Origin of the sequence: Clostridium thailandense (genome assembly GCF_019207025.1) — a bacterium.
Classification (GTDB): Bacteria; Bacillota; Clostridia; order Clostridiales; family Clostridiaceae; genus Clostridium_AM; species Clostridium_AM thailandense.
Genome location: NZ_JAEEGC010000001.1, coordinates 1 through 25627 on the forward strand (window position 1 = coordinate 1; position 25627 = coordinate 25627).

26 protein-coding genes and 1 pseudogene are annotated in these 25627 nt (G+C 33.6%); 26 read left to right on the forward strand and 1 reads right to left on the reverse strand.

The features are described from left to right. Positions 1–606, forward strand: a pseudogene (locus I6U48_RS00005) (hypothetical protein); the annotation flags it as partial. Positions 607–680: 74 nt separating this feature from the next. On the opposite strand, the gene I6U48_RS00010 reads toward I6U48_RS00005, so the two are convergent. After that, complete coding sequence (locus I6U48_RS00010; RefSeq protein WP_218318344.1) at positions 681–1088, reverse strand: response regulator; 408 nt, start codon at positions 1086–1088, stop codon at positions 681–683. 378 nt (positions 1089–1466) lie between these two features. Between I6U48_RS00010 and I6U48_RS00015 the strand changes: the two genes are divergently transcribed. The 25 genes from I6U48_RS00015 (at position 1467) to eutC (ending at position 25554) form a co-directional block, all read left to right on the forward strand. Continuing rightward, positions 1467–2045: an ANTAR domain-containing response regulator gene (locus tag I6U48_RS00015; protein WP_218318345.1), complete on the forward strand. Its 579-nt coding sequence runs from the start codon at positions 1467–1469 to the stop codon at positions 2043–2045. A gap of 534 nt (positions 2046–2579) precedes the next feature. Next, a complete protein-coding gene (locus tag I6U48_RS00020) occupies positions 2580–4322 on the forward strand; it encodes a sigma-54 interaction domain-containing protein (RefSeq protein ID WP_218318346.1) in 1743 nt (580 codons plus the stop codon). A 906-nt stretch (positions 4323–5228) separates the two neighbouring features. After that, positions 5229–6002, forward strand: a complete 774-nt coding sequence (locus I6U48_RS00030) for a gamma-glutamyl-gamma-aminobutyrate hydrolase family protein (RefSeq protein ID WP_218318347.1) — start codon at positions 5229–5231, stop codon at positions 6000–6002. A gap of 42 nt (positions 6003–6044) precedes the next feature. Then, positions 6045–7442 carry an amino acid permease gene (locus tag I6U48_RS00035; RefSeq protein ID WP_218318348.1) on the forward strand — a complete coding sequence of 466 codons (1398 nt, stop codon included), beginning with the start codon at positions 6045–6047 and terminating at the stop codon, positions 7440–7442. A 480-nt stretch (positions 7443–7922) separates the two neighbouring features. Next, a complete protein-coding gene (locus I6U48_RS00040) occupies positions 7923–8501 on the forward strand; it encodes an ANTAR domain-containing response regulator (RefSeq protein ID WP_218318349.1) in 579 nt (192 codons plus the stop codon). Positions 8502–8517: 16 nt separating this feature from the next. Next, a complete protein-coding gene (locus tag I6U48_RS00045) occupies positions 8518–9930 on the forward strand; it encodes a sensor histidine kinase (RefSeq protein WP_218318350.1) in 1413 nt (470 codons plus the stop codon). 204 nt (positions 9931–10134) lie between these two features. Further along, the gene (gene eutS / locus I6U48_RS00050) at positions 10135–10491 is read left to right on the forward strand and encodes an ethanolamine utilization microcompartment protein EutS (protein WP_246615136.1); all 357 of its coding nucleotides are present in this window, start codon (positions 10135–10137) and stop codon (positions 10489–10491) included. 14 nt (positions 10492–10505) lie between these two features. After that, entirely contained in the window at positions 10506–10925 is a 420-nt protein-coding gene (locus I6U48_RS00055) for a EutP/PduV family microcompartment system protein (protein ID WP_218318351.1), read from the forward strand. Positions 10926–10953: 28 nt separating this feature from the next. Beyond that, positions 10954–11607, forward strand: coding sequence for an ethanolamine utilization microcompartment protein EutL (gene eutL, locus I6U48_RS00060; protein WP_218318352.1), 654 nt, complete (start codon positions 10954–10956; stop codon positions 11605–11607). Positions 11608–11710: 103 nt separating this feature from the next. After that, a complete protein-coding gene (gene eutM, locus I6U48_RS00065) occupies positions 11711–11998 on the forward strand; it encodes an ethanolamine utilization microcompartment protein EutM (RefSeq protein ID WP_218318353.1) in 288 nt (95 codons plus the stop codon). A gap of 32 nt (positions 11999–12030) precedes the next feature. Then, the gene (locus I6U48_RS00070) at positions 12031–12813 is read left to right on the forward strand and encodes a cobalamin adenosyltransferase family protein (RefSeq protein ID WP_218318354.1); all 783 of its coding nucleotides are present in this window, start codon (positions 12031–12033) and stop codon (positions 12811–12813) included. Positions 12814–12847: 34 nt separating this feature from the next. Further along, complete coding sequence (gene eutJ, locus I6U48_RS00075) at positions 12848–13675, forward strand: ethanolamine utilization protein EutJ (RefSeq protein ID WP_218318355.1); 828 nt, start codon at positions 12848–12850, stop codon at positions 13673–13675. Positions 13676–13686: 11 nt separating this feature from the next. Next, positions 13687–13980: a BMC domain-containing protein gene (locus tag I6U48_RS00080; RefSeq protein ID WP_218318356.1), complete on the forward strand. Its 294-nt coding sequence runs from the start codon at positions 13687–13689 to the stop codon at positions 13978–13980. 18 nt (positions 13981–13998) lie between these two features. Further along, positions 13999–14259, forward strand: a complete 261-nt coding sequence (locus tag I6U48_RS00085; RefSeq protein ID WP_218318369.1) for a EutN/CcmL family microcompartment protein — start codon at positions 13999–14001, stop codon at positions 14257–14259. A gap of 20 nt (positions 14260–14279) precedes the next feature. Beyond that, positions 14280–15596, forward strand: coding sequence for a 4Fe-4S dicluster domain-containing protein (locus I6U48_RS00090; RefSeq protein WP_218318357.1), 1317 nt, complete (start codon positions 14280–14282; stop codon positions 15594–15596). Positions 15597–15609: 13 nt separating this feature from the next. Next, positions 15610–16158, forward strand: coding sequence for a BMC domain-containing protein (locus tag I6U48_RS00095; protein WP_218318358.1), 549 nt, complete (start codon positions 15610–15612; stop codon positions 16156–16158). 58 nt (positions 16159–16216) lie between these two features. Next, positions 16217–16939, forward strand: coding sequence for a EutQ-related cupin domain-containing protein (locus tag I6U48_RS30250; protein WP_218318359.1), 723 nt, complete (start codon positions 16217–16219; stop codon positions 16937–16939). A gap of 26 nt (positions 16940–16965) precedes the next feature. Then, positions 16966–17562, forward strand: a complete 597-nt coding sequence (locus tag I6U48_RS29975; RefSeq protein ID WP_218318360.1) for a BMC domain-containing protein — start codon at positions 16966–16968, stop codon at positions 17560–17562. Beyond that, positions 17559–19019, forward strand: coding sequence for an acetaldehyde dehydrogenase (acetylating) (locus I6U48_RS00110; protein ID WP_218318361.1), 1461 nt, complete (start codon positions 17559–17561; stop codon positions 19017–19019). Before I6U48_RS29975 ends, I6U48_RS00110 begins: the two co-directional genes overlap by 4 nt. Next, complete coding sequence (locus I6U48_RS00115) at positions 19019–19681, forward strand: phosphate propanoyltransferase (RefSeq protein ID WP_218318362.1); 663 nt, start codon at positions 19019–19021, stop codon at positions 19679–19681. Before I6U48_RS00110 ends, I6U48_RS00115 begins: the two co-directional genes overlap by 1 nt. A gap of 154 nt (positions 19682–19835) precedes the next feature. Next, a complete protein-coding gene (gene eat, locus I6U48_RS00120) occupies positions 19836–21221 on the forward strand; it encodes an ethanolamine permease (RefSeq protein ID WP_218318363.1) in 1386 nt (461 codons plus the stop codon). Positions 21222–21293: 72 nt separating this feature from the next. Further along, positions 21294–21575: an ethanolamine utilization microcompartment protein EutM gene (gene eutM / locus I6U48_RS00125; RefSeq protein WP_218318364.1), complete on the forward strand. Its 282-nt coding sequence runs from the start codon at positions 21294–21296 to the stop codon at positions 21573–21575. Between the two features lie 36 nt (positions 21576–21611). Then, positions 21612–23060: an ethanolamine ammonia-lyase reactivating factor EutA gene (locus tag I6U48_RS00130; protein ID WP_218318365.1), complete on the forward strand. Its 1449-nt coding sequence runs from the start codon at positions 21612–21614 to the stop codon at positions 23058–23060. A 197-nt stretch (positions 23061–23257) separates the two neighbouring features. After that, entirely contained in the window at positions 23258–24622 is a 1365-nt protein-coding gene (locus tag I6U48_RS00135) for an ethanolamine ammonia-lyase subunit EutB (RefSeq protein ID WP_218318366.1), read from the forward strand. Positions 24623–24642: 20 nt separating this feature from the next. Then, the gene (gene eutC / locus I6U48_RS00140; protein WP_218318367.1) at positions 24643–25554 is read left to right on the forward strand and encodes an ethanolamine ammonia-lyase subunit EutC; all 912 of its coding nucleotides are present in this window, start codon (positions 24643–24645) and stop codon (positions 25552–25554) included. Positions 25555–25627 lie beyond the last annotated feature (73 nt).

The window sequence follows — 25627 nt, forward strand, 5'->3', positions numbered from 1 at the left end:
ATAACAGCAGATCAAGAAACTGCTATTATAAATCTTTTCACACCTCAGGATAATGGCAATGGTGGAAAACATGAAGATGGAATGAAGACTCAGCTTGATGCTTTAGTAACAGCGGGAACAATAACAGCAGATCAAGAAACAGCAATAGAAACAGCTTTGCAATCAAGTAAGGGTGATTTTAAAACAGTACTTGCATCATTAGTAACAGCAGGAACAATAACATCAGCACAGGAAACAGCAATAGAGACAGCATTGACTCCTAAGGATAATGGCAATGGTGGAAAACATGAAGATGGAATGAAAACAGCACTTGATGCATTGGTAACAGCGGGAACAATAACTTCAGATCAAGAAGCAGCAATACAAACAGCAATGCAATCAAGTAAAGGTGATTTTAAAACAGCTCTTGCATCACTGGTGACAGCAGGAACAATAACATCAGCACAGGAAACAGCAATAGAGACAGCACTGACTCCTAAAGATAATGGCAATGGTGGAAAACACGAAGATGGAATGAAGACTAAACTCGATACTTTAGTTGCAGCAGGAACAATAACATCAGCACAAGAGACAGCAATAGAAGCTGCACTAACTCCTTCTAAGTAGAATTAAAAACATATAATTATTTTAAGTGTCAGTGCAGATAATTACGGCCTGGCACTTTTAAATTTTTCATAGTATTAAAGATGGATTGCACTTTGAGAGTTGGATTGTTGACAAAGATTAGATATAACTTTAGTTAAAGAATTACTTAGCTTATCAGGCCTTATTGGCTTTAATATGTAGTCAACTACACCAAGCTTAATAGCATTTTGTGCAAAGTTAAAGTTATCAAAAGCTGTCAAAATAATTGTCTTTACATTTGGATTAAATTGAATTATTGATTGCTGTGCTTCCAAACCGTTTTTTCCTGGCATTTTAATATCCATAATAATTATATTAGGTTTATGTTTTTGTGCTAGTAGTATAGCATCATCTCCATTCGCTGCCTCATCGACTATTTCCACATTGCTAAAATTCTTTTTTAGCATAAAGCGAATAATTTTACGTTCAAAAGCCTCATCATCTACAATTAATAGTTTATACATAATATTATATACCCCCTAAAAATTTTGGAAGCGACAAAAAAGAGACTAAAACTCATTGTTTAAGCCTCTTTGCTTTACATATCAAACATTCTATTTTGCTTGAAGAAATTTATTGCATAGTGCTCCATTGCATTTATGCAATTTCTTCAAATCTAAAATATCATATTTTAAAATTAATGTCAACACAAAATATTCCCAATATGATAATTTATGTGAAAAAAGTATATAAATCAATGTAAGTTTGAAATTCGAGTATACAAATTTTGAATTGAATATACTTGCAAAGATTTTAAAATAAATATAATATAATTATAATATATATCTGTATTAGATTCTAGACCAGGGGATATTTAAACTAACAAAGATGAGGGGAAATAAATGAAGAAAACAATAATAATAGCTGATGATGAGCCAATTACTAGACTGGATATTTATGAAATTCTAAGTGAGGCAGGCTACGAAGTTGTTGGGGAGGCTTCAAATGGGTTTGATGTAGTAGAACTCTGTCGCAGATTTAGACCTGATTTGGTACTAATGGATATTCAGATGCCTCATTTAGACGGGTTAAAAGCGACAAAATTAATAGTAGATGAAAATCTTGCAGACTCTATAGTAGTTTTAACTGCGTATAGTGGTTTTGAATTTATTGAGGAAGCAAAAGCAGCAGGAGTAACTGGATACATTGTTAAACCTATAGAAGAGAGGAGTTTACTACCAGAAGTCGAGATTGCTATTGCTAAGGGTAAGGAGATAAAAGCAATAAAAGAAGAGGTGCTAAAGACAAAGGAGGATGCGGAAAAAAGAAGAACTATTGATAAAGCAAAGGAAATATTGATGGAAAGGTATAAAATAACAGAGGAAGCAGCATATAAGATACTTCGTAAAACTAGTATGGATAAGCGTTGTTCAATTAAGGAAATGGCAATTATTATTATAGAGAAGTATAAACAATATTGATAATGAAGCAAAAACCTTAAATTTGAATCTATGTATAAGTAATCGGTAGTAGGCCAACTTGCATTAAGAGAAAATGAACCAGCAGTGCTGAGAATGCTTCAAATAGGAATGAAAACGCGAGCTTTGAAAACGATTACATAAGAGAACAAATTAGTAAAGCAGAATGTACTCCCTATAAAAAATGATTTTAGCAACTATAAATGAGAAAATTTTTTTCCCACTATAGCCTTTTTGAATAGAGCCTTTTATAAATTCTTCAATGTGCTTTAACACAGGTTTTGAAAAGCAAAGGAAAAAAACTAAGTTTAAATAAAAATTGGCTAATTGGTGATTTTTCTGTTAAAATACTTTTATGAGACATATACTTCACTCCTGTTGTTAAAGTTTTTTTCGCAAATTAATTTATACAACAAAATGTGAAGTTTGTCTCTATATTTTTATAAGTTTTTCTAACTGTAAATATATGTTGTGAATTTTTTTAACTATAAGTATAGAAAATTATTTAACTATAGTACTATGGGGCGGTGAGATTGTATGCATAGTTTAATGTATGAAATAAGAGATTTCATACAAAATTTAATAGAGTCAACTAGTTTAGTTATCGAATTCGATATTTATGTTATTGATGATAATTTAGTAAGAGTAGCTGGAACGGGAATATTTAAAAAAATAGCCGGTATGGCCCTCCCTGAAGGATGTGGAAATGACTATGTTATAAAAAATGAGAAGCTTTTAGTTATAGAGAATCCTTTGAAAAATGAAATCTGTAGTACATGCCCAATGAAAGAATATAACGTGTGTTCTAAAGAATATTCAATAATATATCCTGTGAAAATCAAAAATAAGTGTATTGGAAGTATTGCAATTGCATCTCTAACACCTGAGCTCAAAGCTAGGTTAGTTGAAACTAAGAATAAATTGATTATTTTTTTGAAAAAGCTTAGTGAAATAATAGTAACAAAGATAAGGGAAACAGAAACGGAATATAGATTAATGACAATATTGAATTCCATAAGTGAAGGAATTGTGTTGACGGATTTTTCTGGAAATATAATTGAATATAATGATGCCATGAAAAAAATACTACAAAATCAAAAAAATATTAAGAACATATTTTCAGGAAATTATTTTGAAAACATAATAAATAATGCTAAAGAAAATAGTAATCAGGAATGGGAAGTTGATTTAACAGGTTTAGTTCCAAATAATAGAATGTTTGTAAATGTAAAATTTATTAATAGGAGTAATGAAAAATTAGACATTTTATTTACATTTAAACATAAAAAAGAATTAAGTAATATAGCATATCAACTTTTGGCAGATGCTTCGCATTTAAATATAAATTTTGACAGTATAATAGGGAATAGTAAAGCAATCAATGAAGTAAAAAGTTTTGCAGTACAAGCTGCAAAACATACATCAAATGTATTAATTTTAGGAGAAAGCGGAACGGGAAAGGAATTGTTTGCTAGAGCAATTCATAGGATGAGTGAAAGGGAAAAAGAACCTTTTATCGCAATTAATTGCGCTGCAATTCCTGAAAATCTTCTTGAAAGTGAACTCTTCGGATATGAAAGCGGTGCATTTACAGGAGCAAATAAGGGAGGAAAACCTGGTAAGTTTGAACTTGCTAATGGTGGTACAATTTTTCTTGATGAAGTTGGTGATTTAGCTTTATATTTACAACCTAAACTATTGAGAGTTATTGAAAATGGAGAATTGCAAAGAGTAGGAGGGGTAAAACCAATAAAGTTAGATGTTAGGATAATTGCAGCTACTAATAAAAACTTAGAATCTATGGTTGAAAAAGGTGAGTTTAGACAGGATCTTTTTTACAGATTGTGTGTAATACCTATTACAATACCTTCACTTAAGGAACGACCAGAAGATATTATTTTATTAGCTGAACATTTTCTACATAAATATAATAGGAAATTTAATAAAAATATTAAATTATCTGAAGAGGTGAGAAAATTATTACTATTATATGATTGGCCTGGAAATGTAAGAGAGCTGGAGAATACTATTGAGTACTCAGTTAACATGGAAAATAGAGGAATATTAACTCCTAAATGTATTCCAGAAAAAATTCGTAATGATAGAGATGATATGAAATATAGCAATCTAAAGTTGAATTTAGACTTAATAAAGAAAAGAGCTATTCAAGAACTTTTAATTAAGTATGGGAATACTCTTGAAGCTAAACAAAAGATTGCAAAAGAATTTGGTATAAGTATATCTACCTTATACAGGGAGATAAAAAAATATAATTTATAAGTATATGTTATAGATTCAAATTAAAAAGTTTATTACAAATGGGCTGTCCTAAAACTAAGTTAGTTTTATTGATTGTGGTGAAAGATACTATCATGATGGTCTGTCGCATTAAATAATTAGTAAACGGTGTAATACCTACCGTATTTAAAAAATCAGCTTCACATCGAAATGCGAAGCTGATTTTTTAATAGAATCCTTCTTTGGCAATTTTCTTTATATAGTTATATTGCGTTTGTATAAGCTTTTTAAAATCTGCATCTGATAATTCGTTATATAGAGATATGCCTTCTTCATAAAGGCATTTGTATATTAATTCACAATAATCATCGTCTTCTCGATGCATTTTTTGTATGGTTTTTCCGATTCATATGGAAAATCAAGTGCATAAGCTATTCTATCAATTTTTTCGCCAAGAAACTCTTTTGACATATTCATCCCATCTTAAAGTTTTAAATGAGCTATGTTTTTAAAGAATAATTGAAAATCATTTTTGATAAAATAAAAAACTGTTGACAAAATATGTTTGTCAGTAGTCTGAAGTTTATTATCATTTATGATAATAAACTTTTTATTTACAATACTTATATTTAAAACTAGTAGATAATTGCAATATTAGATACATTAAGAAAGCAGATATTCTATTATCAGTATTCGGTTATTAAAATATAAATAACTTATATAGGCATTATCAAAAAGAGTTGTCATTTTTGATAATATGACTTAGAAAACTACACATATCTTGCAAAAATCAATTGATTTTATTTTGGCATATATTTTGCTTATATATAAAGTGTGAAAAAGTTTATTTTATATAAAGAAAGGAGTAGAAAGTAAATGCATTATGGATAAAAGCACTAATATAGTATTTTAAAATGAGACAAAATTCTTATCAAAGGAGCATAAAAAATGAAACCAATTATAGGTATATGTGCAAATTATAGCAATGGATTAAGTGAAGTTTATGGGAGACTAGGTGTTCAGCTTGGATGGCATGTTATTCCAGACGATTATATTAATTCAATTGAAATGGCAGGAGGAATTCCATTAATTATTCCAGTATATAATGATGATAATAATATTGATAGTACAATTAATATTATTGATGGACTACTTTTAACAGGAGGGGTTGATGTTTGCCCAAAATATTATAATGAGTTTATTGGAACTAAAACGGAAGACATAGATCCCAAAAGAGATGAACATGAATTGCATTTGTTGAATGATGTTATTACCAAAAGTAAAGTTCCTATTTTAGGAATTTGTAGAGGTCATCAGCTTTTAAATGTTGCTTATGGAGGTACGCTGCATCAGGATTTAAGTGAAATTTCGCTAGAGTTAAAAAATAATGTAAGTATGAATCATGCTATGTATGGTTCACAAAAATATATTCCGGTTCATGAAGTTGAATTAAATAAAGATAGCATATTTTATGAAATTTTTAACAAAGAAAAAATACAGGTAAATTCATATCACCATCAGGTAATAAAAGATGTAGCAGATGCATTTAACATTGTAGGTAGATCACCTGATGGAATAGTTGAAGCTATAGAAATGAAAGGCGATAGATTCGTAATAGGAACACAATGGCATCCTGAAATGATGTCAGAACACTATGAAGAGCAACTTCTAATTTTCAAGAAATTTGTAAGTATGTGTGCTGAATATAACAAAAATAAATAGAATAGGAAAATATAAATTAAAAATTTAAAAGGGGGTTTTATAGTGAAAAATGAAAGTAATGGTTTACAAGAAGATCTTAGTCGTGGATTAGAAGAAAGACATATCCAATTAATTGCATTAGGTGGTGCAATTGGAGTTGGCTTATTTTTAGGATCAGCCCAAGCTATTAAAACAGCAGGGCCAGCAATTCTATTAATATATTTGCTTGCTGGACTGATGATATTTTTTATTGTACGTTCACTTGGTGAAATAGCAGTTGAATATCCTGTTTCAGGTTCTTTTAGTGCATATGCTAATAAATTTATTGGACCACTTGCGGGCTATTTAACAGGATGGACTTATTGGTTGGCATGGATTGTAGCTTGTATGGCAGAAGTAACTGCAATAGGAATTTACGTAAAGTTTTGGTTTCCAAGTATTCCGCAATGGTTATCAGCTCTTGTTGCTTTGTGTATAATGACATTAGTAAATTTAATTGCAGTAAAAGCCTTCGGAGAATTTGAGTTCTGGTTTGCACTTATAAAGGTTGTTACTATTATTGCTATGATAGTTGTTGGCCTACTTATGATCATAACTGGATTAGGAAATGGAGGAGTACCTACTGGTTTTTCAAATTTATGGCGTAACGGAGGATTTTTCCCTAATGGAATGAAGGGATTAGTTATGGCATTGATAATGGTTATCTTTGCTTTTAATGGAACGGAGCTTATAGGTGTTACAGCTGGTGAAGCAAAAAATCCAGAAAAAACAATATCAGCAGCTATTAATAAGGTTTTTTGGAGAATTTGTATATTTTACATAGGGTCATTAATGGTAATCATGTCAATTTATCCATGGAATAAAATAGGTGTCATAGGAAGCCCTTTTGTTTTGACATTTAATAAAATTGGAATTAGTGCCGCAGCTGGTATTATAAATTTTGTTGTATTAACAGCAGCATTATCTTCATGCAATAGTGGTATTTTTACTACAGGTCGTATGCTTTATAATTTATCTCTTCAAGGTTCAGCTCCTAAAGCGTTTGCTAAACTAAGTAAAACACTTGTTCCTATGAATGGTATAGTCTTTTCTACTTTAATTATGCTTATTGGTGTTTTGCTTAATTATGTTATACCAGCAAAAGTATTCACTTATTTTGCAAGTATTGCAACTTTTGGAGCAATGTTTACTTGGGCTATAATTGTAATATCACAAATGAGATTTAGAAAAGGTCTTACACCTGATGAAGTGAAAAAGTTAAAGTTTCCAACGATAGCATACCCTTATACAAACTATATTAGTTTAGCATTTTTAGCATTTGCAGCTATAGTAATGGGTATTACTCCAGATACATCAATAGCAATGATTGTAGGTCCAATGTGGATAGTAGCTTTAACTATTTGTTATTATGCTTTTGGTATCAACAAAATTCAAACAAGAGATAAATTTAAAGAAGTATAATATTAAAAGTATATTAACTTTATATTGATATTAGTTTGAAAATATGATATTTTAAATCTAAAGAAATTGCATAAATGCAATGGGGCACTATGCAGTAAGTTTCTTTAAGTAAAATATTTGATATGTAAAGCAAAGAGGCTTAAACAATGAGTTTAAGCCTCTTTTTTGTGTGTGCCCAGTATGGGCGCAATCTAACGGGTGAAAATCTCGATGATACTCTTCAGCCTAAATAGAATCCGCAAAAAGAGGAAGAAGAGGCTATTGATGACATGGGTATTCTTCATAAATTTAATAAAAGAATCTAACACAATAAATGAGAACTTTCTGAGTAGTAATTATAAGCCTAAAATGCAAGTATATAAGTTTTGAATTGAATATACTTGCAAAGACTTTAGAATAAATATAATATAAATATAATATATAACTGTATTAGGTTCTATACCAAGGTATATTTAAACTAGCAAAGATGAGGGGAAATAAATGAAGAAAACAATAATAATAGCTGATGATGAGCCAATTACTAGATTGGATATTTGCGAAATTCTAAGCGAGGCAGGCTACGAAGTTGTTGGGGAGGCTTCAAATGGGTTTGATGTAGTGGAACTCTGTCGCAGATTTAGACCTGATTTAGTATTAATGGATATTCAGATGCCTCATTTAGATGGGTTAAAAGCGACAAAATTAATAGTAGATGAAAATCTTGCAGACGCCATAGTAGTTTTAACCGCATATAGTGGTTTTGAATTTATTGAAGAAGCAAAAGCAGTCGGAGTGACTGGATACATTGTTAAACCTATAGAAGAGAGAAATTTGCTGCCAGAAGTTGAGGTTGCTATTGCTAAGGGTAAGGAGATAAAATCAATAAAAGAAGAGATGCTAAAGACAAAGGAGGATGCGGAGAAAAGAAGAACCATTGACAAAGCAAAGGAAATATTGATGGAAAGATATTCAATAACAGAGGAAGCCGCATATAAGAAACTTCGTAAAACTAGTATGGACAGGCGTTGCTCAATTAAGGAAATGGCAATTACCATTATAGAAAAGTATAAACAATATTGATAATGGAGCAAAAAAGATGTTAAAAAAATTATGTAAAACATATACAGATTTATGTGATGAAGACATAAACAAATTGGAGCAGTTAGAAAAATTTTTACCTACTATAGCAGATTTAATTATGGCAGATGTTTTTATAGATTGTCTTACTCGAGATACTAATGTAGCGGTAGTGGTTTCTGAAGCAAAACCCTTAAATTTGCAATCTATGTATAAGCAACCGGTAGTAGGCCAACTTGCATTAAGAGAAAATGAACCAGCAGTGCTGAGAACGCTTCAAATAGGAATGAAAACGCGAGATTTGAAAGCGATTACACAAGAGAACAAATTAGTAAAGCAGAATGTACTCCCTATAAAAAATGATTTTAACAAAGTAATTGCTGTATTAATCATGGAACAGGATGTAACAGTTGATGTGAATCACCATAATAATATGGAGATTTTATCTGAAACAGCAGAGAAGCTTGCTCAGACGTTGCTAAATCTTCGAGATGGTGAAAAGGAGAATAGTATTACATATTACTTAGATGATGCTATGCTAATATTTGGCGAAAATGGTATTGCAACCTATGCAAATCCTGTTGCAGAAATGCTTTATAAAAAACTTGGATATATAGATGAAATTGTTGGGATGAAATTTGAAAATCTTGTGCTAGATGGAACTAATTTTTTAAAAGTAATACAGGGCAACGGAGCTGGTGTAGGTGAAATAGAAATAGGAAAACTTTCACTTCAAGTTAAGTATGCTGTGACTCGAAGCAGAGAAAACACAGTAGGAGTCATTATGCTTATTAAAGATATAACAGATGTAAAAGAAAAAGAAAAAGAGCTTATTTTAAAATGTGTAGCTATAAGAGAAATACACCATAGAGTGAAGAATAATCTTCAAACAATTGCTAGCTTACTACGACTCCAATCAAGAAGAATTGAAAATGAACAAGCAAAAAAGTTATTTCAGGAAAGTATATGTAGAATACTGAGTATTGCAGTAACTCATGAAGTACTTGCCCGAAATGGTGTGGATGATGTAGATATAAAAACGATTTTATGCAGAATAGAAAAAAGTACAGTGAGCTATTGTATTGAAGCAAATAAAAATATAATGGTGGAAATACTAGGAGATAGCTTTATGGTAAATTCAGATAAAGCGACATCTATTGCTTTAGTTGTAAATGAATTGCTGCAGAACTCATTACAGCATGGATTTTGTAATCAAAATGACGGACACATTGAAGTAATTATTCAAAAAGGAATTATGTATTCCAATATTTCTGTTATTGATAACGGACAGGGATTTGATGTAGAAAAAATAGGAAAAGAGAGTCTAGGGCTAAATATTGTAAAGGGTATAGTAAAGGATAAATTAGGTGGAACTACAAAAATTGAATCCAGTTACCAGGGAACAAAAATTGTGTTTGATTTTGAGAATTAATGCAAGATATTGTGAAATTTTGTATTGACATTAATTTAAAAATATGATATTTTAAATTCAAAGAAATTGCATAAATGCAATGAGGCACTATGCATTAAATTTCTTTAAGTAAAATAAAATATTTGATATGTAAAGCAAAGAGGCTTAAACAATGAGTTTAAGTCTCTTTTTTGTTACTTCCAATAATGGGGGGAGTGTAAAAGTTTGCAAAAAGATATTAAGTTTGAAGATAAGCAGAGAATTATACAAGAGTTTGTTCCAGGTAAGCAGGTAACATTAGCTCATGTTATTGCACAACCTATTTCAGATATTTACAGCAGGCTCGGGTTGGAGGAAAGTGGTGCAATTGGAATTGTAACTCTAACTCCAGGTGAAACTTCTATTATTGCAGCGGATATAGCTACAAAAGCTGCAGGTGTATCTATTGGATTTTTAGACAGGTTTACAGGTTCACTTGTTATAACCGGAGATGTAGCAAGTGTAGAGACGGCACTTCAAGAAATAAATAAAGTTTTGAATTTTATGCTGGGATATACTCCTTGTATTATTACAAAAACATGAAGAAACGTAAGTTAATGGTAGTAGGTCCAGTAGGCTCCGGAAAGTCTTCGCTGATTTCATGTTTGAATGGAAAGGGTATGGATGCAAAAAAAACACAGTCGGTATTGTATGATACGTTAAGCATAGATACTCCAGGGGAGTATTTAGAAAATCCATGTATGTATAAATATATTATTGCAGAAGCACAGAGCGTAGAATATGTACTGTTTATACAAGATGCAATGCAAAGGAGGTGTATATACCCACCAGGTTTTGCACAAAGTTTTAATAGAAAAACCATAGGAGTTATTACAAAAGTGGATACAGAGTCAGTAGAGGTAGAGCATAGCCAAAAAATTCTACAGACCATAGGTGTGAAGGGACCTATTTTAAAAACTTCGTCAAAGACTGGATATGGGATAAAGGAGTTAAAAGAATATTTAGGTATTGAATAAAAAAACAAAATAGGTTAGGAGGATGACTATGAAGCTAGATCCAATTAGAGCAAAGGTACTTGCTGTAAAAGTAATACCTAATGTAAACGCTTGCATGGCAGAAAACTTTAAATTGACTCCAGAGCAGAGAAGTTTAGGGTTAATTACAACAGACATTGATGATGTGGCTTATACTGCATTGGATGAAGCAACAAAAAAAGCTGATGTGCAGGTAGTTTATGCAAGATCCATGTATGCAGGTTCCGCCAATGCTTCTACAAAACTTGCAGGAGAATTTATAGGAATCATTGCAGGACCCAATCCAGCAGAAATAAGAAGTGGATTAAACGCAGCAATAGAATTTATTGAAAATGATGCTTGTTTCTATAGTGCAAATGATGAAGATAGCGTTCCTTTCTATGCACAAACTATATCAAGAACAGGGTCTTATCTTTCAGGCATTGCTAATATTCCAGAGGGAGAACCTTTGGCATATTTAATTGCACCACCACTGGAAGCAATGTATGCACTAGACGCAGCGCTTAAGGCAGCAGATGTAAAACTAGTATCTTTTTATGGACCTCCAACAGAGACAAACTTTGGAGGCGGACTTTTGACAGGATCTCAATCAGCTTGTAAGGCAGCAGCAGATGCTTTTAGGGATACAGTAATGTTTGTTGCAAGCGCACCAAAAGATTATTAATTTTTAGGAGATTAAAGCCCTAAATGAGCTCTAATAGGTAATTTATGAGCGGAAGCGAATGGGTTTAATTACCCCGTGTTCCGAGTAAAAGGAGGAAAAATAAATGAGTAATTCAACAATGGCTTTAGGAATGATTGAAACAAGGGGTTTAGTAGGATCAATTGAAGCAGCAGATGCAATGGTAAAAGCTGCAAATGTTACTTTGATAGGTAAGGAATTAGTAGGAGGAGGACTTGTAACAGTAATGGTTCGCGGTGATGTTGGCGCTGTAAAGGCAGCAACAGATGCAGGTGCTGCTGCAGCACAAAGAATAGGAGAGTTAATTTCTGTTCACGTTATACCAAGACCACATGGAGATGTTGAAGCAATACTTCCAAATTCAAATAAATAAATTTTACTCGCCTAATCTAAGGAGGTGAGATGATGAAAGTCATTACAGAAATAGGTTTAAGAGATAAATATAGAAAAGAAGCCTTTGATACTTTTACAGTGGTGTATCCAGAAAAATTAACTCCTTCTGCATTGCAGTTTTTATCTGAAAGAAGAATAAAAATCATTGAAGTGAAAGAAGAAGAGAGCGGCGGCAGTAACTTAAAGTTGCAATCAATACAAAAACCAGCTGTGGCTGTACCTTTGGTAGAGCCAGAAAAAGGATATCTACTTGTAGATAGCGGACAAGTAGTAGAGCAGAAGCCAGAAGCATATACTCACTTGAAAGGGAGAATGCTTGTACCTAAAAATCATAAAAGAGTACGATTTAGAGGGCAATTAGATAAACTAGAAGCTATTTTTATTGATACAATTATAGAACTTCAAAGTACTGGTTTACGGGAACTTGTCAATGACTTAGAACTTATATTTGAATATACAAAAAAAATTATGAGAGCAGAAGTTTTAGTTGAAGATCTACCCTTTATAGATTTTAAAGGTTGGAGTGATAGTGAAATTCGAGAATATTCCCACTATCCAGATAAATATTTTGGAGTAAAACATTTCACACCTGATGCCAAGTATGGAAAAGTTGTGTCAAAGCTAAACTTGCTTAGAACACAGGTTAGAGAGGTTGAAATCGCAGCTGTAGATGCTTTTTATAAAGAAGAAAGCAAATCTGTGGATAGACAGGATATTGTTATGGCATTGAATAGAATGAGCAGTTTATTGTATATTACAATGTGCCAGTACATGGGTGGCTTTTATAAAATATAGAAATATAATATGGAAAAGTAAAGGGGGAGGCAGTGTGGCAACGTTTGAACAATGCAATTCAATAGTAAAAGAATTTGAAGAAACAATTAAAAATCCTAAAAAGCCTTCAGGTAAGAAACTTTTAACAGGGGTTGACCTTGGAACTGCATTTATTGTTTTAGCAGTAATGGATGAAAATATGGTACCTATAGCAGGAGCATATAGATATGCAACAGTTGTAAAAGATGGACTGGTTGTAGATTATATGGGAGCTATAAAAATAGTGAAAGAACTGAAGGCAGAGGTTGAGGAAAAACTTGGATGTGAACTTATTTATGCTGCAACAGCAATTCCTCCTGGAACTTCTGTAAATGATACAGCTACTATAAAATATGTAGTGGAGGGAGCAGGTTTTGAAGTAACAAAGGTTTTAGATGAGCCTACTGCGGCCAATTCTCTTTTGGGTATTAAAAATGGTGCGGTAGTAGATGTTGGTGGAGGAACCACAGGAGTTGCTATCTTTAAAGAAGGAAAGGTAATATACATTGCAGACGAACCTACTGGAGGAACTCATTTCAGTTTGGTGCTTGCAGGTGCATTAGGCATAAGTTTTGCTGAGGCAGAAATACAAAAAAGGGATTTTACCAAGCATAAAGAATATTTTTCAGCATTAAAACCAGTTATTCAAAAGGTTTCCTCAATCATAAAAGAACATGTAAAAGGCCATGATGTACAAGATATATATCTTGTTGGTGGTACCTGTTGCTTTACTGACATGGAAAAGGTGATTGAAAAAGAAATAGGAATTCCAACTCATAAACCAGCGAATCCCCTTTATGTAACGCCACTAGGAATTGCAATGAATTGCGAGGTATATGAATAGGAGGCGAGAGAATGGATATTAGAATCATAAAATCGCCAACAAATGGTACCATAGAAATGTTAAATAGACGGAGAAGTTTAACACAGCAAAATGAAAAGGATAAACAATATGATACCATAGGTCTTGTTCAAGGAAAATTGATCGATATGATAGCAGCAGCAGATTTAGCAGAAAAGGCTGCTGCTGTAGAGGTAGAAGAAATAAGAGGAGTATGTCCACAACATTTTGTTCTACTTGCGTTGTTTGGGGATACAACTTCTGTTGAAGCTGCGATTAAGGCCATTCAGGATTATTTGCAGGGATAAGCAAGGGGGGGGATTCTTATAGTAATTGGTACTGTAATAGATAATATTTGGTCAACAAGAAAAGATGAGGCACTTGTAGGGTTAAAGTTTATGGCAGTAAAAATAATTGGTGGGAAAGATGAAGGAAAATTAATTATTGCAGTAGATACAATTGGTGCGGGAATAGGAGAAAGAGTACTTGTATGTCAAGGAAGTTCCGCAAGAAGGATGCCTAATCTTGAAAATGCACCAGTAGATGCCACGATTGTAGGAATTGTTGATGAGGATTGTAAATTTTAAGATGTCCGAGGTGAGATTCTATGGATTTAATACAAAGTATAAGAGAAGCGGGTATAGTAGGTGCAGGTGGAGCAGGATTTCCCACTCATGTAAAGCTTGCTTCTAAAGCAGAATATGTTATTTTAAATGGAGCAGAATGTGAGCCGCTGCTTCGAGTAGATCAGCAACTTATAGTTAAATTTGCAGAACAGATTATAGAAGGCTTAGAGAAGGTTGCTGAATTAGTAGAAGCAAAGAAAGTTTATATAGGAATAAAGGCAAAACATAAAGAAGAAGCGCTCTTTCTTAAAGAAAAACTAAAGGGGAATAGTATAGTAGAGCTTTTTGAATTAGATGATTTTTATCCAGCAGGAGATGAACAAGCTCTTGTAAATGAAGTGACCAAAAGGGTAGTTCCAGAGGCTGGAATTCCTTTAAAGGTAGGTTGTATTGTAACAAATGTGGAAACAGTTTTAAATATTATGGAGAGCCTTTCGGGCAAAGCTGTTACTCATACTTATCTTACAATTACAGGAAAAGTATCAAAACCAATAACACTTAAGCTGCCAATTGGTATTACATATAGAGAAGCAGTTGAAATTGCAGGAATAAAAGATACAAGAGGTCTAGTTTTTATAGATGGTGGTCCTATGATGGGAAAGATTAAAACAAATTTTGACGAACCTATTACAAAAACAACAAAAGGGATTATTGTACTAGACGAAGATCATTATTTAATTAGAAAGAAGAGCATGAGTACAACAATGGCATTAAAACAATCAAAAGCAGCATGTTTGCAGTGTAGAATGTGTACAGAATTATGTCCAAGATATTTATTGGGGCATAATATGCAGCCACATTTAATGATGAGAATGTCAAATTATGATCACGATAACTTGAATAAGGCTGAAACGGCATCCCTCTGCTGTGAATGCAGTGTTTGCGAATTATATGCCTGTCCTGCAGGATTATCTCCTAGGTTAATAAATATCCACTACAAACAAAAATTATCCGAAAAAGGAAAAAGATACGCTCCTAGTAAAGTAACATTTGAAACATTGACTTCTAGAGATTATAGAAAAATACCAGTTAAAAGATTGATTGTAAAGCTTGGTTTAAAAGAATATGATGTAAAAGCACCTATGGAAGAAGTAGAATATTTCCCACAAAGGGTTAAGATATCATTAAAACAGCATATTGGTGCACCTAGTGTTCCAGTAGTAGAAGTTGGTCAAAGAGTAAGCCAAGGAGAGCTTATTGGGGAAATACCTGAAAAAGCAATGGGGGCAAGAGTGCACTCTAGTATCTCAGGTGTTGTAAAAGAAATATCAAATTATATTGAAATAGAAAGTATTTAGGGGGTGGGTTAGGATGCTAAGAGCTATAGGATTAGTTGAATTAACGAGTATTGCAAAAGGTATTGAGGCAGCAGATGCAATGGTAAAAACAGCAGATGTAGATATATTGGTATCAACACCAGTATGCCCAGGAAAATACTTTGTACTTGTACATGGTGATGTATCGGCAGTAGAGAGTTCTATTCGTGCAGGAGTAAGGGTTGGAAAAGAATATGTGATTGATGAATTTATACTTCCAAATGTCCATCCTTCAGTGTATCCTGCAATTACTTCAACAGTAGAAATAACTGAAATAAATGCATTAGGGGTTATGGAAGCTTTTTCAATTGCATCTATGATTATAGCAGCAGATAGTGCATTAAAGGCAGCAGATGTGGAAGCAATTGAATTGAGATTGGGGACAGGAATTGGAGGAAAGTCTTTCTTTACAATGACGGGAGATGTGGCAGCAGTAAATGCAGCGGTAGAAGCTGGAGCACAAAATGTAATAGAGAAAGGACTTTTAGTAGAGAAAGTAGTAATTCCTTCTCCAAGCAAAAAATTAATGAAATCGCTATTATAATGAATTAAGTTCATTATACATAGAAGTATGATTTAGAATTTAGGAAGGTGGTGGAAAAGTGAAAAAGTTAATTACTGCTCGAGAAGTACAAGAATGCAAAAATTCGGGTAAAAACAAAATCTATTATATAGAGAAAGATACTATTATTACTCCTGCTGCACGTGATGCGGCACTAGAAAATGATATTGATTTTGTAGAAGGGGTAGAACAGGAAGAAGCAAAGCAAGTGGAAATTCTTGAAGCAAGCGTAAAGATTGAAGAGAAAAAAGAGGCTGAAACTGTAAAAGAGAAAGTGGCAGTAGCTCTAAATGAAGAAGAAAAAAGTATAGATATGGATTTAATCTACAAAATAGTAAAGGAAGTTTTAGCACAATCCATGGGAACTATGATACAAAAGTCTTTTGACAAGGAATGCGACCCAAGTGGACTTAAACTAGTTAGAGGAAAGACTGTAGAGTGTGATAGATTTGAAACAGGAAATCCAAATTCGAAAGTAGGATTAAAAGATATTGTGAATACAAAGGAATCTCCAAATATGGGAGCTGGATTCATGACTATTGAAAAATCTAGTTTCGATTGGGAACTTTGCTATGAAGAATTTGATTACATAGTAGAAGGAAATTTAGATATTGCGATTAATGGAAGAACCTATCACGGTAAAGCCGGGGATGTATTCTTCATACCTAAAAATTCAAAAATTACATGGAGTACTCCTGATTTTGCAAGATTTTTCTATGTGACATATCCAGCAAACTGGGCAGAAATAGCAGCAAATAAATAAGTAGAATATTTGAAAGGTGATATGGGATGGGGGCAGCATTAGGTCTAATAGAAACAAAAGGATTAATAGCTTCAGTTGAAGCAGCAGATGCCATGGTAAAAGCGGCAAACGTTGAACTAGTTGGAAAAGTTCAAGTAGGAGGCGGGCTTGTTACAATTATGGTAAGAGGAGATGTAGCCTCAGTGAAGGCAGCACTAGATGCAGGCGCAGTTGCAGCAGAAAAAGTTGGAGAGCTTATATCTGTTCACGTAATCCCAAGACCGCATGAAGAGATAGAATTAATTCTCCATAGCTCAACCCAATCAAGAATGTTTCATCAGGAGCAACGTCAGGCTAAGACAACGATGGCACAAAAGCAAATGTCAAATAACATAATTAAAGAACCTCAAATAAAAGAGAAGGCTCAAGAACCTAAAGTTTTGAAAGCAATCAATAAATTGGTTGAAGAAAAGGGACTTGAGATAGCTATGAGAGAATTGGATAAATGGACTGTAGTGGAGCTGAGGAGGCTTGCAAGACTATTTAAAGATTTATCCATCGCAGGAAGACAAATATCGAAAGCAAATAAAATAAAGCTACTAGACGAAATTTTTAAGCATTATGAAAGGAGACAAATTAAATGAGTTTAAGTGATACTGATTTAATATCAATTCAAGAGGCAAGAACACTTGCAAGAAAAGCAAAGGCAGCACAAGAAATTTTAGCTACCTTTAATGAAGAGCAAATAGATAAAATTATAAGAAATATGGTTAAGGTGGCTTCGGAAAATGCAGTAAGATTAGCGAAGATGGCCGTTGAAGAAACTGGATTTGGTAAAGTTAAGGATAAAACTACAAAAAATAGATTTGCTTCTGTGGAATTATATAATTATATAAAGGATATGAAGACCATAGGAGTGATAAAGGAAGATAAAGAGAAAAAAGTCATTGAAATTGCTGAACCAGTAGGGGTCTTAATGGGAATTATTCCGTCTACAAATCCTACTTCAACTGCAATTTATAAGTCTATTATTTCAATAAAATCTAGAAATGGAATTGTAATTTCGCCACACCCAAGTGCTTTAAAATGTACTGGTGAAGCAGCAAGATTGATGGGAGAGGCAGCAGTACAAGCAGGAGCACCTGAAGGAATTATTGGATATATTACAAAACCTTCTATGCAGGGAACTAATGAATTAATGAGAGCTAATGAAATTGCAATGATTATTGCTACTGGTGGTAATGCAATGGTAAAGGCTGCATATAGTGTAGGAAAGCCAGCTCTTGGAGTAGGAGCAGGAAATGTTCCAGCATTTATTGAAAAAACTGCGAATATCAAAAAAGCGGTGAAAAACATTATTGCAAGTCAAAGTTTTGATAATGGTACTATATGTGCATCAGAGCAGTCTATAATAGTAGAAGAATGCATAAAGGATGAAGTAATAGCAGAACTAAAGTCACAGGGCGCTTACTTTATGAATGGTGAGGAATTAGATGTGGTTTGTAAAGCCTTATTTAAAAATGGTTTTGCAATGAATGCTCAATTTGTAGGTAGAAGTCCTAAACAGATTGCAGATAAGACAGGCATCAAAATACCAGAAGGAACTACAGTGTTAATCGGAGAACAGAAAGGAGTAGGAAAGGAATATCCATTATCATATGAAAAACTTACTACTGTTTTGGCATTCTATACTGTAAAGGACTGGAAAGAAGCTTGCGAGTTATCTATAAAATTATTAAATAATGGTGGAGTAGGACATAGCATGTCTATTCATACAGAAGATCATGATATGGTAATGAAGTTTGCAGCTAAACCAGTATTTAGAATTCTTGTAAATACACCATCTTCACTTGGTGGAGTAGGTGCAGCTACTGGACTTGCACCATCCTTTACACTAGGATGTGGAACTTGGGGCGGCAGCAGCACTTCAGATAATGTGACACCAATGCACCTTATTAACATAAAAAGAGTGGCGTATGCTATTAAAGACGTAGAAGATATAGTTGAAAAAGAAGCACAACAAAAGGAATGTGGTGAGAAAAATATAGAAGAAATTATTAGTAAAATCTTAAAGGTATTGAAAGAGTCAGGTGAGCTTTAATGGAATTAGATGAAATCATTAAGAGGGTTGTTGAAGAAGTAAAAAAAGCAGAGTGTCCTCAAAGCGCTGATAGTGATGCAGTTTCTGTAAATGATAGTTTAGAAATACCTGTTGGTGTATCTAATCGACATATCCATTTATCTCAGGACGATTTGGAAGTTATATTTGGCAAAAATACTCTAACATCCACTAAAGATTTATCACAACCAGGCCAGTTTGCTTGTGAAGAATTCGTAACTTTAGTTGGACCAAAGGGAACTTTAGAAAAAGTAAGAGTACTTGGGCCAGTGAGAGCAAAAACGCAAGTAGAAATTTTGGCATCAGATTGTTTTAAATTGGGAGTAAAAGCACCGATTTGTGAATCAGGAAAACTACATGGAACTCCAGGAATTGCCGTGGTAGGAACAAAGGGATGCGTACAGCTTAAAGAAGGGGTCATAATAGCACAGAGACATATACATATGACCGAAGCTGATGCAAAAATATTTGATGTAATAGATGGTCAATGTGTAAAAATTGAGTTTAATGGAATTCGAGCTGGTGTGTTAGACCAAGTTTTAATAAGAGTATCAGATAAGTCAAAGTTGGATTGCCATTTAGATATAGATGAGGCTAACTGCTTATCAATAAAGAATAATGATAAAGTTCGAATTGTAAAATAAGTTCAGAATATTGCTTAAAATGAATAAAATATTTCAAAATTTAAAAGTATGAAAAAGGGATGAATCCTTTTGAGTATAGCTTGTAAAGCATTGAGTTCTAATGGACTAAAAGCTTTACAAGCGGTTAAAAAAATAAATATAAGGGGGAATCTTAATGAGTAATGAACATCATCAGCCAGAAGAACTAAAAAGAGTATTGAAACCTATACATCTATGGGCAATATCGGTTGGAATGGTTATTTCAGGACAATTTTTTGGGTGGAGTTATGGGCTTGATTCAGGGGGGCCAATTGGACTTATCATTGCTGTAGTCATTGTAACAATTTTTTATGCAACATTTATGTTTAGTTATGTAGAGTTATCAACATCTATTCCTCATGCAGGTGGGCCTTCGGCATATGCGAGAAAAGCAATGGGACCATTTGCAGGTTTTATGGCAGGATTTGCTTGTCTTATAGAGATGGTATTTGCACCTCCTGCAATAGCACTTGGTGTTGGGGGATATATACATTTCTTAATTCCAGCTATTCCAGCAATGGTTGCAACAGTTGGGGCATTTGTAATATTTATAATACTAAATTGCTTTGGAGTTAAGACAGCAGCAGTTTTTGAACTTGCAGTTACTGTTATAGCTATAATTGGAGTTATTTTGTTTGATGGAGCAGGAATAACACATATTAATCCTGCTAATATAATTACTACTCCAATACTTCCACACGGATTGAAGGGAATACTTGCAGCAACTCCTTTTGCAATCTGGTTCTATCTTGCAATAGAAGGTGGAGCAATGTCAGCAGAAGAAGTCGAAAACCCTAAAAAAGATATTCCAAAGGGATTTATTGGAGCCATTTTAACACTTATGTTACTTACAGTATTTACTCTTTTAGTTACAGCAGGAATAGCAAATTATGCAACTACAGAGGTTCCAAAGGTTGACTTCCCACTTCCACTAGCAATTGGAGGGGTTTATGGTGCAACAAGTCTTATCGCAAGGTTAGTAAGCTTTATAGGATTATTTGGTCTTATAGCAAGTTTAAATGGTATAATTCTTGGATTCTCAAGACAAACATTTGCACTTGCTAGATCAGGATATTTACCTAAGTTTCTTGCATATGTTTCACCAAAGAGAAAAGCACCTATAGCGGCTATTGTAATTCCAGGAGTAATTGGAATTATATCAACATCTGTTGGCCTTGCGAATCTTGTTATTCAAATATCGGCTTTAGGAGCAGTTGTTCTTTACATTATAAGTATGATTTCATTATTTAAGTTAAGAAAGAAATACCCTGATATGGAACGACCATATAAAGTAGCATATCCAATAGTACCAGGTATCGCACTAGTACTTGGGGTATATTGTGCAATAGCATTTATGGTTGCATATGGTGTAACAGTGCTTTTAGTTATAGCAATATTTGCATTGGCAGCCATATACTATGCGGTTTATGGCAAAAAACACATTTTATCAGAAGAGGAAGAATTTCATGCACTTGATCTATTAGATGGTGCGGAAGAAGAGGTTGTAGCTGTAGAAAAATAAAAGATAAAACGTAAAAATAAAAGAAAAATTAAAATTAAAATTATAAAAATGATTTTTAAGGAGGAATTATAAATGGCAACAGAAGCTTTAGGAATGATAGAAACAAAAGGATTGGTAGGATCAGTAGAGGCAGCAGATGCAATGGTGAAAGCTGCAAATGTTCACTTGATAGGTAAAGTTCATGTAGGTGGGGGCTTAGTTACAGTTATGGTAAGAGGAGATGTAGGAGCCGTAAAAGCAGCAACAGATGCAGGTGCTGCAGCAGCACAAAGAATAGGAGAGCTTATATCTGTTCATGTAATACCAAGACCACATGGTGATGTTGAAATTATTTTGCCAAAAGTTGAAGGATAAGATATATAGGTACATAACTTAGAGGAAGTGGTACTATTGAGTATAAATGAGTTCAAATTAATTAGTGCTGGTATAGACATTGGAACTACCACTACACAGCTTATTATAAGTGAGCTTATATTAAAAAATAGGCTACCTGGTGCTAGAATGCCTAAAATTGAGATAGTAAGCAAAAAAGTATTGTATCAAAGTCGTATCTATATTACACCTATTATTGACCACCGCATTGTAGATGCGGTGGCAGTAAAGGAGATAATAAAGAAAGAATATGAGAAAGCTGGTTTTCAGTTAAGTGAAATAGATACAGGGGCACTGATTATTACAGGAGAAACAGCAAAGAAAGAAAACGCAGAAAAAATTGTACATGAGCTTGCAGAATATGCTGGAGATTTTGTTGTAGCAGTTGCTGGACCAGAGCTAGAATCTATATTGGCAGGGAAAGGTGCAGGTGCAGCAGAACTTTCGAAAACAAAGAGGAATAAGATAATCAATCTTGATATTGGAGGAGGTACTACCAATATTGCAGTATTTGAAGATGGAAATGTAGTAGATTCTACCTGCGTAAATGTAGGCGGAAGGCTGATAGAAATAGACAAACGGAGTGAAATTGTTACTTACATTTCAAAGCCAGCTCAAATGTTTATTGATAATTATGGGTTAGAGATTATATTGGAAAAGAAAATAAATAAATCAGAGCTTACCAGTTTCTGTGATAGGATGGTAGACTTTGTAGACATGGTAGCACTTGGAGAGGAACTGCCTTATGCACTCAAAGAAATTTTAATGGTTTCTAAAATTAAAAATGGAAATAATTATGATGGGGTAATGTTTTCAGGAGGTGTAGCAGAATATATCTATAAAGACAAAGATATGGACAGTGATTTTGAATTCTCAGATATAGGAAAATTTTTGGCAAAATCATTCAAGAAAAGTAAGCTGATTCAAGCTTGTAAGGAAATTAAGCCTTCTGAAACTATACGAGCTACAGTAGTAGGTGCGGGCACGCAAACTGTAAATGTAAGTGGAAGCACTGTTTTTATAGATGCGTCTATGCTTCCACTTCGAAACATACCTGTTGCGAAGGTAGTTTGGGAGGATATTCCTGATTCTCTCGATGAGGTGATAGAGCGTATAGTACAGGTAATACAGCGATATAAGTTGCCTACAAAAACAAGCCCTTTAGCAGTATCTATTCCTTGTCCTAAGCAATGCTCTTTTGAGAATATAGAAAAGATGGCAAAAGGTATATATCATGCATGGGATGCAAGTTCTACAGCAGAAAATCTTTTGGTAGTTATAGTTGAAAAGGACATAGGAAAAGTACTAGGACAAACCCTATATCGTGTATCAAATGGAAAAATGCGTTTTATGAGTATTGACTCTGTAAATATTGGTGAGGGAGATTACATAGATGTAGGCAAACCTATTTCAACGGATGATGTGGTTCCTATTATAATTAAAACCCTTGTATTTTCTTCAAAGTGAAATGAAACTTGAATCAGATGAGGAGTTAAAGCAACTGATTCTTAGTTGAAAGGATGCCAAAAACTAATGTCGTTTAGATATGAACAAGAAATCTAACTTGCTGATACAAAGAATTCTAATGTCCTGTTGCTTAAAGAATCGGGGATATTAGTGGCAGTTAGGCATAGGGAAAAATTAAACAGGGGAGGGAAAAAGGAATGAATTTAAAAACTAGAATTTTTGGAAGTACTTATAAATTCAACTCTGTAAAAGAAGTACTTGCAAAAGCAAATGAAGAGAAATCAGGAGATATATTAGCAGGTGTAGCTGCCACTTCAGGAGCAGAAAGAGTTGCAGCCAAAAAAGTTCTTAGTGAACTTACTCTTGAAGATTTAAGAAGCAATCCAGTAGTTCCTTATGAAGAAGATGAGGTTACAAGAATTATTGAGGATAATGTAAATGAGCCTATATATAAAGAAATAAAAAACTTAACTGTAGGAGAATTTCGTGAGAAAATTTTAAGTCATGAAACTACATGTTCAGACATAAGAAGGATGAGTAGAGGACTTACCAGTGAAATGGTGGCGGCTGTTACTAAATTGATGTCTAATATGGATTTGGTATATGGTGCGAAAAAGATTCGTGTTACTGCAAAGTGTAACACTACCATTGGAACCGAGAGATGTCTTGCAGTAAGATTGCAGCCTAATCATCCAACAGATGATGTAGAAGGAATGTTAGCATCTCTAAGAGAAGGTCTATCATATGGTATAGGGGATGCAGTAATAGGAATAAATCCAGTTGATGATTCTGTAGAAAGTGTAAAGAGACTATTAGATGCTACTCATAATTTTATGAGGGAATGGGAGATACCAACACAAAACTGTATCCTTGCACACATAACAACACAGATGAAGGCTGTTGAGCAGGGAGCACCATCCGATCTTATATTCCAAAGTATAGCAGGTTCAGAAAAAGGAAACAAAGCTTTTGGAGTGAACAATAGTATTTTAAAAGAAGCGAGAGAGATTGCATTAAAACAAGGAACAGGAACAGGACCTAATGTAATGTATTTTGAAACAGGACAAGGCTCTGAGCTTTCCTCTGATGCACATCATGGTGCAGATCAACTTGTAATGGAGGCAAGATGTTATGGTCTTGCAAAACAATTTGATCCATTCCTTGTAAATACAGTTGTAGGATTTATAGGACCAGAGTATTTATATGATAGTAAACAAGTTATAAGAGCAGGACTTGAGGATCACTTTATGGGTAAGCTAACAGGAATTCCAATGGGGGTAGATGCTTGTTATACAAATCATATGAAAGCTGATCAAAATGATATAGAAAATTTAGCATTGCTTCTTACAGCAGCAGGATGCAATTATTTTATGGGTATTCCAATGGGTGATGACGTAATGTTAAATTATCAATGTACTAGTTACCATGATATTGCAAGCTTAAGAACTATAATGAATCTAAGACCACTTACTGAATTTGAAAAGTGGATGGAAAAAATGGGGCTTATGGAAAATGGAAGATTAACCAGCATAGCTGGAGATGCTTCGATCTTTACTAGATAAAGGGAAAGGAGGAGAATATAATGAATGAAGAAATGTTAAGAGAGATTGTAAAATCTGTGATAAGCCAGATGGATATAGATAAGCAGCCTAAAGAAAGTAATATAGCAGCTACTTCTAGTGCTAATACTAACTGTAACATGAATAATACATGCAGTGAAACAGAAGATGATGAAGACTTAGTAGATATTACTAGTGCTGAATTTAGTAAAAAGATAAATGTGCCAAATCCAAAAGATGAAAAAGCATTGAGACAATTTAAAAGTGCAACACCTGCAAGAATTGGGGTGTGGAGAACTGGTGATAGACCTTTAGTGGAAACTATGCTTTGTTTTAGAGCAGATCATGCAGTGGCAATCGATTCCGTATTTAGTACTGTAGATGAAAAATTAATAGATGAACTGAATTTTATAAAGCTTCAAACAAAGGTAAATTCAAAAGATGAACATATAACTAGGCCGGACCTTGGCAGAGAATTAAATGAAGAGTCTATGAAGCTTTTAAGAGAAAAATGTATTAAAAATCCTCAAATTCAGGTAGTTGTATGTGATGGTTTAAGTTCAAAAGCCATAGAAGCGAATATAAAAGATGTATTGGCTGCATTTATGCAGGGGCTAAGTGTGTATAATATCAAAGTTGGTACACCTGTATTCGTAAAGTATGGTAGAGTAGGTGCTATGGATGTAATTGGAGAAGCATTAAATGCAGAAGCTGCAATAATGTTTGTAGGAGAAAGACCAGGACTTGTTACTGCAGAAAGTATGAGTGCATATATGGTATACAATCCAAGAAAAGGTGCACCAGAAGCAGAAAGAACAGTTCTTTCTAACATACATAGTGGAGGAACACCAACAGTTGAAGCAGGAGCACATATTGCAACAATAATGAAACGAATTTTGGACGAAAAAGCAAGCGGTATAAACTTGAAAAAATAAATGATTTGCCCTTGAGAAAATCTTCTCAAGGGCAAATCATTTATAAATATTTAGTAGTAAAACTATTGTTATT

Excerpts from the sequence above, each read along its gene's own strand:
- I6U48_RS00010 (WP_218318344.1), bottom strand. The coding sequence starts at position 1,088 with ATGTATAAACTATTAATTGTAGATGATGAGGCTTTTGAACGTAAAATT.
- I6U48_RS00015 (WP_218318345.1), top strand. The coding sequence starts at position 1,467 with ATGAAGAAAACAATAATAATAGCTGATGATGAGCCAATTACTAGACTG.
- I6U48_RS00020 (WP_218318346.1), top strand. The coding sequence starts at position 2,580 with ATGCATAGTTTAATGTATGAAATAAGAGATTTCATACAAAATTTAATA.
- I6U48_RS00030 (WP_218318347.1), top strand. The coding sequence starts at position 5,229 with ATGAAACCAATTATAGGTATATGTGCAAATTATAGCAATGGATTAAGT.
- I6U48_RS00040 (WP_218318349.1), top strand. The coding sequence starts at position 7,923 with ATGAAGAAAACAATAATAATAGCTGATGATGAGCCAATTACTAGATTG.
- I6U48_RS00045 (WP_218318350.1), top strand. The coding sequence starts at position 8,518 with ATGTTAAAAAAATTATGTAAAACATATACAGATTTATGTGATGAAGAC.
- I6U48_RS00055 (WP_218318351.1), top strand. The coding sequence starts at position 10,506 with ATGGTAGTAGGTCCAGTAGGCTCCGGAAAGTCTTCGCTGATTTCATGT.
- eutL (WP_218318352.1), top strand. The coding sequence starts at position 10,954 with ATGAAGCTAGATCCAATTAGAGCAAAGGTACTTGCTGTAAAAGTAATA.
- eutM (WP_218318353.1), top strand. The coding sequence starts at position 11,711 with ATGAGTAATTCAACAATGGCTTTAGGAATGATTGAAACAAGGGGTTTA.
- I6U48_RS00070 (WP_218318354.1), top strand. The coding sequence starts at position 12,031 with ATGAAAGTCATTACAGAAATAGGTTTAAGAGATAAATATAGAAAAGAA.
- I6U48_RS00080 (WP_218318356.1), top strand. The coding sequence starts at position 13,687 with ATGGATATTAGAATCATAAAATCGCCAACAAATGGTACCATAGAAATG.
- I6U48_RS00090 (WP_218318357.1), top strand. The coding sequence starts at position 14,280 with ATGGATTTAATACAAAGTATAAGAGAAGCGGGTATAGTAGGTGCAGGT.
- I6U48_RS00095 (WP_218318358.1), top strand. The coding sequence starts at position 15,610 with ATGCTAAGAGCTATAGGATTAGTTGAATTAACGAGTATTGCAAAAGGT.
- I6U48_RS29975 (WP_218318360.1), top strand. The coding sequence starts at position 16,966 with ATGGGGGCAGCATTAGGTCTAATAGAAACAAAAGGATTAATAGCTTCA.
- I6U48_RS00110 (WP_218318361.1), top strand. The coding sequence starts at position 17,559 with ATGAGTTTAAGTGATACTGATTTAATATCAATTCAAGAGGCAAGAACA.
- I6U48_RS00115 (WP_218318362.1), top strand. The coding sequence starts at position 19,019 with ATGGAATTAGATGAAATCATTAAGAGGGTTGTTGAAGAAGTAAAAAAA.
- eat (WP_218318363.1), top strand. The coding sequence starts at position 19,836 with ATGAGTAATGAACATCATCAGCCAGAAGAACTAAAAAGAGTATTGAAA.
- eutM (WP_218318364.1), top strand. The coding sequence starts at position 21,294 with ATGGCAACAGAAGCTTTAGGAATGATAGAAACAAAAGGATTGGTAGGA.
- I6U48_RS00135 (WP_218318366.1), top strand. The coding sequence starts at position 23,258 with ATGAATTTAAAAACTAGAATTTTTGGAAGTACTTATAAATTCAACTCT.
- eutC (WP_218318367.1), top strand. The coding sequence starts at position 24,643 with ATGAATGAAGAAATGTTAAGAGAGATTGTAAAATCTGTGATAAGCCAG.